This is a genomic window from Hydrocoleum sp. CS-953, from assembly GCF_002260545.1.
Taxonomy (GTDB): domain Bacteria; phylum Cyanobacteriota; class Cyanobacteriia; order Cyanobacteriales; family Microcoleaceae; genus Trichodesmium.
This window is the reverse complement of sequence record NZ_LGSU01001065.1, coordinates 1-6,471: the sequence shown is the minus strand read 5'-3', so window position 1 is coordinate 6,471 and position 6,471 is coordinate 1. Positions and strand designations below refer to the sequence as shown.

Below are 6,471 nucleotides of genomic sequence, written 5' to 3'. Positions count from 1 at the left end.
AGGGAATAATTTATTTTATTTGTGTTAATTACTTGATAACTGAAGTGTCACTCAAGTATAGCCTTAATGCATGGGAATTGGTATTACAACCTATTTAGGATTGCTAAAGTAGAACTACTATTAATTTTTGAACCTCTTGCTAGCTGTCTAAAGCCTAAAATTTTGTACCTCAAGTTTTCGAGGAATTATTATAGTGTAGAGAGGTTCCATGAAACATCTCTACTGTGGTCTAATAAAGTGAAAATTGCTGTAATTATAAGACAGCATATGAGATGTTTTTCTAAAATTTATCAAATGTTTATTATAGTTAAATGGAAAAGGTTCCAGGTATTTGCTATTTTGGGACTAATACTAACATTTTTGATTGGTTGTAATACTCCCTATCCTAATTTAAAGACTAAAGAAATTGAGTTTTGGACGATACAGCTTCAACCTCAGTTTACTAATTATTTTAATCGGTTGATTGCTGATTTTGAAGCAGATAATCCAGGTTTATCAGTGCGATGGGTTGATGTACCTTGGTCGGAGATGGAAAGCAAAATTGAGAGTGCTATTTTGACAGAAACTCTTCCAGATGTTGTTAATCTTAATTCAAGTTTTGCACATTTATTGACTGAACCTAATGCTTGGTTAAATTTGGATACTATTTTATCAGATTCGGTTAAGAATGAATATTTATCCAATCTTTGGCAAGCTAGTCAGATTAATGGTAAAAGTTTTGCTATTCCATGGTATTGTAGGACAAATATAACAATCTATAATTCAGAGCTATTTAAACAAGCAGAAGTTGATCAACCTCCAACTAATTATACAGAGTTGGCTAAGGTAGCTAAACAAATTAAAGAAAGAACTGATAAATATGCTTTTTTTGTTTCTTTTTCACCACAAGGAGGAAATGAGGTATTAGAGTCTTTTCCTAAGATGGGAGTTAAATTAATAGATGTTGATGGAAAAGCTGCTTTTAATACTCCAGTTGGCAAGGAAGTATTTAAGTATTGGGTTGATTTATATAGGGAAGGTTTATTACCAGAGGAAGTATTAACACAAGGGATTCAAGCTGGGGAAGATTTGTATCAAGCTGGGGAAATTGCTATGGTATTTTCTGGAACCGAATTGATTGAAGCTATCTCTGAAAATACACCAGAAATTGGAAAGGTATCACTCCCAACATCTCAAATTACCGGTAAGAGTAATAAGAATAGTCTAGTATTAATGAATTTTGCTATTTCTAGCAATACTAAACTACCGGATAAAGCGCTGAAATTTGCTTTGTTTATTACTAATCATCAAAATCAAATGGCTTTTGCTCAGGAGACTAATGTTTTACCTTCTACAATTAAAACGTTAGAAAATAGTTATTTTCAAAATATTCCTGATGATGCTTCTTCTCAAGATCAGGCTCGAGTTATTAGTGCTAGTCAAATTTTTGATGCAGAAGTTTTACTGCCATCTGTTAAAAATTTGGATAAGTTGAAAGAAATTATTTACCAAAATTTGCAGGTAACTATTTTGGGAGAAAAAACTATTGAACAGGCGATCGCTGATGCTGCATCTGAATGGAATAAGCTATAGTTTTTTATGTTTAGTTTTTTATGTTTAAAATTTTTCTATCTATAATCTCCCGAATCCAAAAGCACAAATTTTTTCATTCTCTGAAGCTCCTGAAATCAAAATCGCGCGTGAAAGGATTTTCTGTTGCGCCCTCACAATTTTTATGATATCATAAAAAATATATGGAGTCGTTCGCCTATACGCATGATTTTTTATTCAACTAAATTGACTGGCTAAGAGACCATCAAAATATTTAGGAATTTTTCCTAGAGCGTGCCATCAATTAAATCTGAAAGGATGATGTGGCAAGAGTTTTTGGTTTTTGGTCTTGAAAGAATCCAGATGCTAAAAACCTTAATTGACAAAGCTTTTAAGGTCTAATTCATGGCAGACCCTAACAGCAATAGCAGAAATATTTTCATCTTGTGGAGCTTCTGGAAAATTCTTTTTTTCCCGATCAAATCTTTCCATCCATCCCTAGTGCAAAACCACAATTTTTTTCATTCTCTGAAGCTCCTGAAATAAAAATCGCGCGTCAAAGTATTTTCTGTTGCACCCTCACAAAAATTGTGATATGATAAAAACTCTCTGGCTTTGTTCGTCTATGCGCATGACTTTTTATTCAATGGAAGAAATAATTTCCCATTGATGGAACTCCTTTCCACTTTGCTACGCAGATGAAAGGTGAACGTTCAGGTTGTAGAAAGGAAAATAAATGTAAAAGATACACTTAGGAGTTCTATAACGAATAACCTTTCAAGGGGATGAAAAGAAATACTGAAGTTTTTCCAGCCTCCTAATTTGTTAGATTTGAGGTACTAATAACTAAAATGAAACTACTAATTAGAACCAATTAGAACCAACCATAATTGTCGATAAAATCACGTACAGGCTCTGGATCCTCTTGAGTTAATAGACTATGCTCAATTGGGTAAACCTGATAATCTGCTCCTGAACTTTCTTTTCTCAAGACAGAAATTATTTTTTTAACAGCATCAGAACCAATCTTAAGACCAGACTGATCGATAATCGAATGTAAAGGACTATTAGGATCGAGTAACATTTCGGCTTTTTCTCTTGAGAGATCTGAAACTCCGAAAACCTTAACTTTATTATTCAAATCAGATTCTATCACTGCTGCAAGTCCAACCTCCGTTGCTAGATTTGACCCCCCCCAAAGTATCTGAACAGTAGGATTATTTTTAAGTAGTTCTTTAACTTTTATCACATCACTATTAGAAGCAACGTTAACAGAATCAACGATTTGAAACGAGATATCCGATTCATTTATCGCTTTTAATGCTCCTTGCAGATAAGGATAGTAGCTATCATAGACAGCAGAATCAATTAAAGCAAGCTGAATCAATTTTGAGGAAGAATCAGTCTGTAAATTATTTTGAGACCATTCTACTAAATCTTGGGCTGAATCATAGCCCATTTGGAAGTTATTTGTACTATAGCAAGCAATGGCTAAATCTTTTGCGTCCATAGGATCAAAGCAGAAACCGAGGGTGATAATAGCCACTCCAGCATCACTAGCTAGTTTAAGCGCATCGAGTGACTTAATGGAATCTTCAGGTCTGAGGATAATTCCATCCATACCTTCCTTAATCAACTGCTTAATTATTTTAGCCTCATTCTCCACACCACTGGGATGACTAATCGCCCAAATTTCTACACGACGGTTAGCAGCACGACGCATCCCTAATTCATAGTAATCGAAAAGAGTTTCAGGAGTTTCTGGTTTGATTAAAGCTATCCGTAAACGAGGTAATCTTGCTTGTTTGGTCGCCTGTTCCCAATTAGGCTTCCGATTGGTTTCCTGCCAATTTTTAGCCCGCTTAATTTGAAATGTTGACCACATTTTTGCTCCCCACAGATCGGCCCCTTTTAATTGGGTTTCTAGCAAATTAGTGGGTTGTAATTGCGCTCCTCTCGCATTAGTTGTGCTACTTAAATCAGCAAAACGTAACGAGGCATTCTCTAGATTAGCTTTATAAAAATCAGCCCCCCTTAAATCCCCTCTATTCAAATTTGCTGATTGTAAGTTGGCTCGGTAGAAAATACCATCATTGAAATTAGCCCATAAGGCTCTAACATTGACTAGACTAGCTTCAGAGAAATCAGCTTTGTCAAGATTAGCTCCATACAAATTACTATTATCTAAATTACTATTTTGGAGTATCGCTTCCTTTAAGTTGGCTTGTGTTAAATTCGCACCTTGTAATTGAACACCCGTGAGATTAGCACCTTCTAAATTAGTATTGGCCAAATTTGCGCCCTGGAGGTTACTCCCTTGTAAATTAATTCCAACAAGATTGGCTCCTGATAGATCGGCTCCTGCTAAATTTGAATAGGAGAGATCCATTGAACGTTTATTAACCTTCAGTGAACCCTGAGTGAAAGATAGAGATTGGCAAGGATTAAGGGTAAGATCGGCCATGTTTGCTTTAGCTGCTTCTAGTCCTGGATTACTTTGGCAATCTTTGCTATGTAAAATTTTTAAGGCAGCAATCCGTGCGTCACTATATTGATGGCCAGATTCTTCACGCAGAACCTTTCGAGCTTCTTGTATCTCCTGTTTGTTTCGACTAGGTATGGTAATTACATAAGATACTATGGCAAACAACAGTGCGCCTTCACTTAAAATAACTGCTAACTTAAATAAAGAAATATTTTGTAGCCATTCAATAAAATGAGAAATTTTTGTGTCTAAAATAGAGATGGGCTTTAATAGTTTAGGTTCTTTTAATATAGCCTTTTCAGGAGTGCTTTGAGATTTTTCAGAATCGATAGATTCAGGGTTACTTATTTCTTTTTGTAAGTTTTTTTCTCTTGTATCCATTAATCATTTTTCCTCTAAAAACACTAAACATTATAATCCGGACTTAAGCATAAACTTTCTTGTAGAACCTATTTGGGATCTGTTGACAATTATCGATTGAGAGTAGGGGAGATGGTGAAGCAAGGGCACTTAGATTTTACCTGTTTCCTCTATTATTTATATATTTTCCATTTCCTGACTCCTTACTCCTTTGCCAAAAACCTCACCTTTGCTGAGATACGGTTAGGGCTTCTATAATATAAAATTGTGTCATTTGAAAGACAATAATTATGGCAATAAAGCGAGTTTATTCCTTGGTTTGTATAGTTTAGAATAATTATTTAAACATATCTCTTAATTTCTCTTTATTTAATTTTTTAAATCCTTGAGGGGTAAAAATCTTTACTACAACAAGGTCAGAAGACTGGATTCGTCCTTGAGTCAAATCTATCGCAACACCACCTAGATCAAACTTAGAAATAGCAGCCTGTTTTAAAAAGTTATCACGATTAATTTTTCCTGGTATTGTTTGGAGAATTTTCAAAGTCATTTTTCCTACAATATATCCTTCTAAAGATATATGATCGAACTCATTTTTTAGCTTAGATTTTGCCTCTTGAACAATAGGTAGATCGGAGTCTAATGAGGGGACAACTGTTGTTATAATTACTTTATCTGTAATACCGTATTCTTCTAAACTCAACTGTAATTCTTCTAGAGAACCAGATGATAAGGAGGAAATAACCCAATTCTCTCCTTCATCTTGAGCGAACTTAATAAATCGTCCGATATTAGTAGTAGTTCCTGCTGTAATGACTAATCTACAGTTTATTTCCGTGTTTTTTTCCCACTTTTTTAATGAGTTATAACCTTCTTCTACATAGGGAGTATTACGGGGATAAAATCCTACAGGACTAAGCAAAATATTGTCTTTATTTCCCTTTTTTTTATACTGTAAAACTTGGTCGTATGTATCTAAGATTTTCTCTTCAACCTGTGCTTGTGCTAAAGCTTTTCTGACTGCTTTTAAGCCACCCAGACCTAAGCTATCATCTTGAACATAAGCACAAATTTCAGAGGATTTGACTCCTGCATATAAAGCCATTTTAACTACAGTTTCTATTTCTTGTGCATAACTCGGACGATAATTAATGATTAGCTCGGATTGCGATCGCAAAAGTTCAGAACCAGTAACAAAACCAACGGCAGGAATATTGTTTTTATTTAAAATTGGTAATGTTTTTTGTGCGGTGGGAGTACCAAGATTTCCTATCATTAAAAAAATGCCAGATTCAATTAACTCTTGTGTCTTTTGATAAGCAACTCCAGGCTCATAATAATCATTTTCAATGATTAACTCAAGCTTTTTTGTTTGTACTAATTGATCGTCAAATGCAGCTTTCAAACCATATTTTATCCTATTTCCTACTATCTCTTGTTGTCCTTCTAAAGCTAGGACAGAACCTAGTCGAATTGTTTTTTTAGTAATTCCTTCTTCGGGAATTGTATCATTTGATATTTGTTGGCAAGCAGTAAGTCCTAATAAGCTAAGACTAAAGCTGAGATTAAAAAAAAACTTCAAGGTAAAATAAATCTTAAAATTCATAATAAATTGTCAATAAAAATAATCTTAATTGAACACTTTATGCCACTTTTTCTGAATATCAATGTTGTATTTTGTCAGAGTATAGTCTACACAACTTGACTATTCTCAGACGATTGGTACTTCATTTTCTCCATCCAGAGAAAAAATATTTAAACGCAGTCTTGGTCAAAAAATGAAGCAAGCTGCTATGAACAACAATTACATTATTACTATTCTCATTGCTTTCTGTCAAGCCTCTTTTTCTTTTATCGGTATAAGATTTGATTTATTTGACAAATAAATAAGGTCTCAAGCTTCTCCTTTCAAGGGTATAAAAAAGAAAATTCCGTATTTGAAGCCTCTATCTTTATTTGTAAGTATTGATAACTAAAATGATCCACTTTTAAATCAGTAATTGCCTCAAGAGGAGATCGATATTTAATTAAATATCTGTTAAATATCCGTACAATCACGGACGATATTTATAAATTTTTTAAGTAAAATTAAATTG

Annotated in this window: 3 protein-coding genes and 1 pseudogene; 2 read left to right on the top strand and 2 right to left on the bottom strand. The window is 34.0% G+C overall.

Going from position 1 to position 6,471, the window contains the following annotated elements; translation table 11 throughout:
- The first annotated feature begins 294 nt into the window (after positions 1-294).
- Positions 295-1,572, top strand: coding sequence for a sugar ABC transporter substrate-binding protein (locus AFK68_RS15830; RefSeq protein WP_094673619.1), 1,278 nt, complete (start codon positions 295-297; stop codon positions 1,570-1,572).
- 832 nt (positions 1,573-2,404) lie between these two features.
- Here AFK68_RS15830 and AFK68_RS15825 read toward each other — a convergent pair.
- Together AFK68_RS15825 and AFK68_RS15820 are read right to left on the bottom strand one after the other, a co-directional pair.
- Complete coding sequence (locus tag AFK68_RS15825) at positions 2,405-4,396, bottom strand: pentapeptide repeat-containing protein (RefSeq protein WP_094673618.1); 1,992 nt, start codon at positions 4,394-4,396, stop codon at positions 2,405-2,407.
- A gap of 316 nt (positions 4,397-4,712) precedes the next feature.
- A complete protein-coding gene (locus tag AFK68_RS15820; protein WP_094673617.1) occupies positions 4,713-5,981 on the bottom strand; it encodes an ABC transporter substrate-binding protein in 1,269 nt (422 codons plus the stop codon).
- Positions 5,982-6,013: 32 nt separating this feature from the next.
- Between AFK68_RS15820 and AFK68_RS41865 the strand changes: the two are divergent.
- A pseudogene (locus tag AFK68_RS41865) lies at positions 6,014-6,261 on the top strand (hypothetical protein); the annotation flags it as partial.
- Positions 6,262-6,471: the final 210 nt, after the last annotated feature.

Bases quoted from the DNA above. Each gene is read 5' to 3' on its own strand.
- AFK68_RS15830 (WP_094673619.1), top strand. From the start codon at position 295: ATGTTTATTATAGTTAAATGGAAAAGGTTCCAGGTATTTGCTATTTTG.
- AFK68_RS15825 (WP_094673618.1), bottom strand. From the start codon at position 4,396: ATGGATACAAGAGAAAAAAACTTACAAAAAGAAATAAGTAACCCTGAA.
- AFK68_RS15820 (WP_094673617.1), bottom strand. From the start codon at position 5,981: ATGAATTTTAAGATTTATTTTACCTTGAAGTTTTTTTTTAATCTCAGC.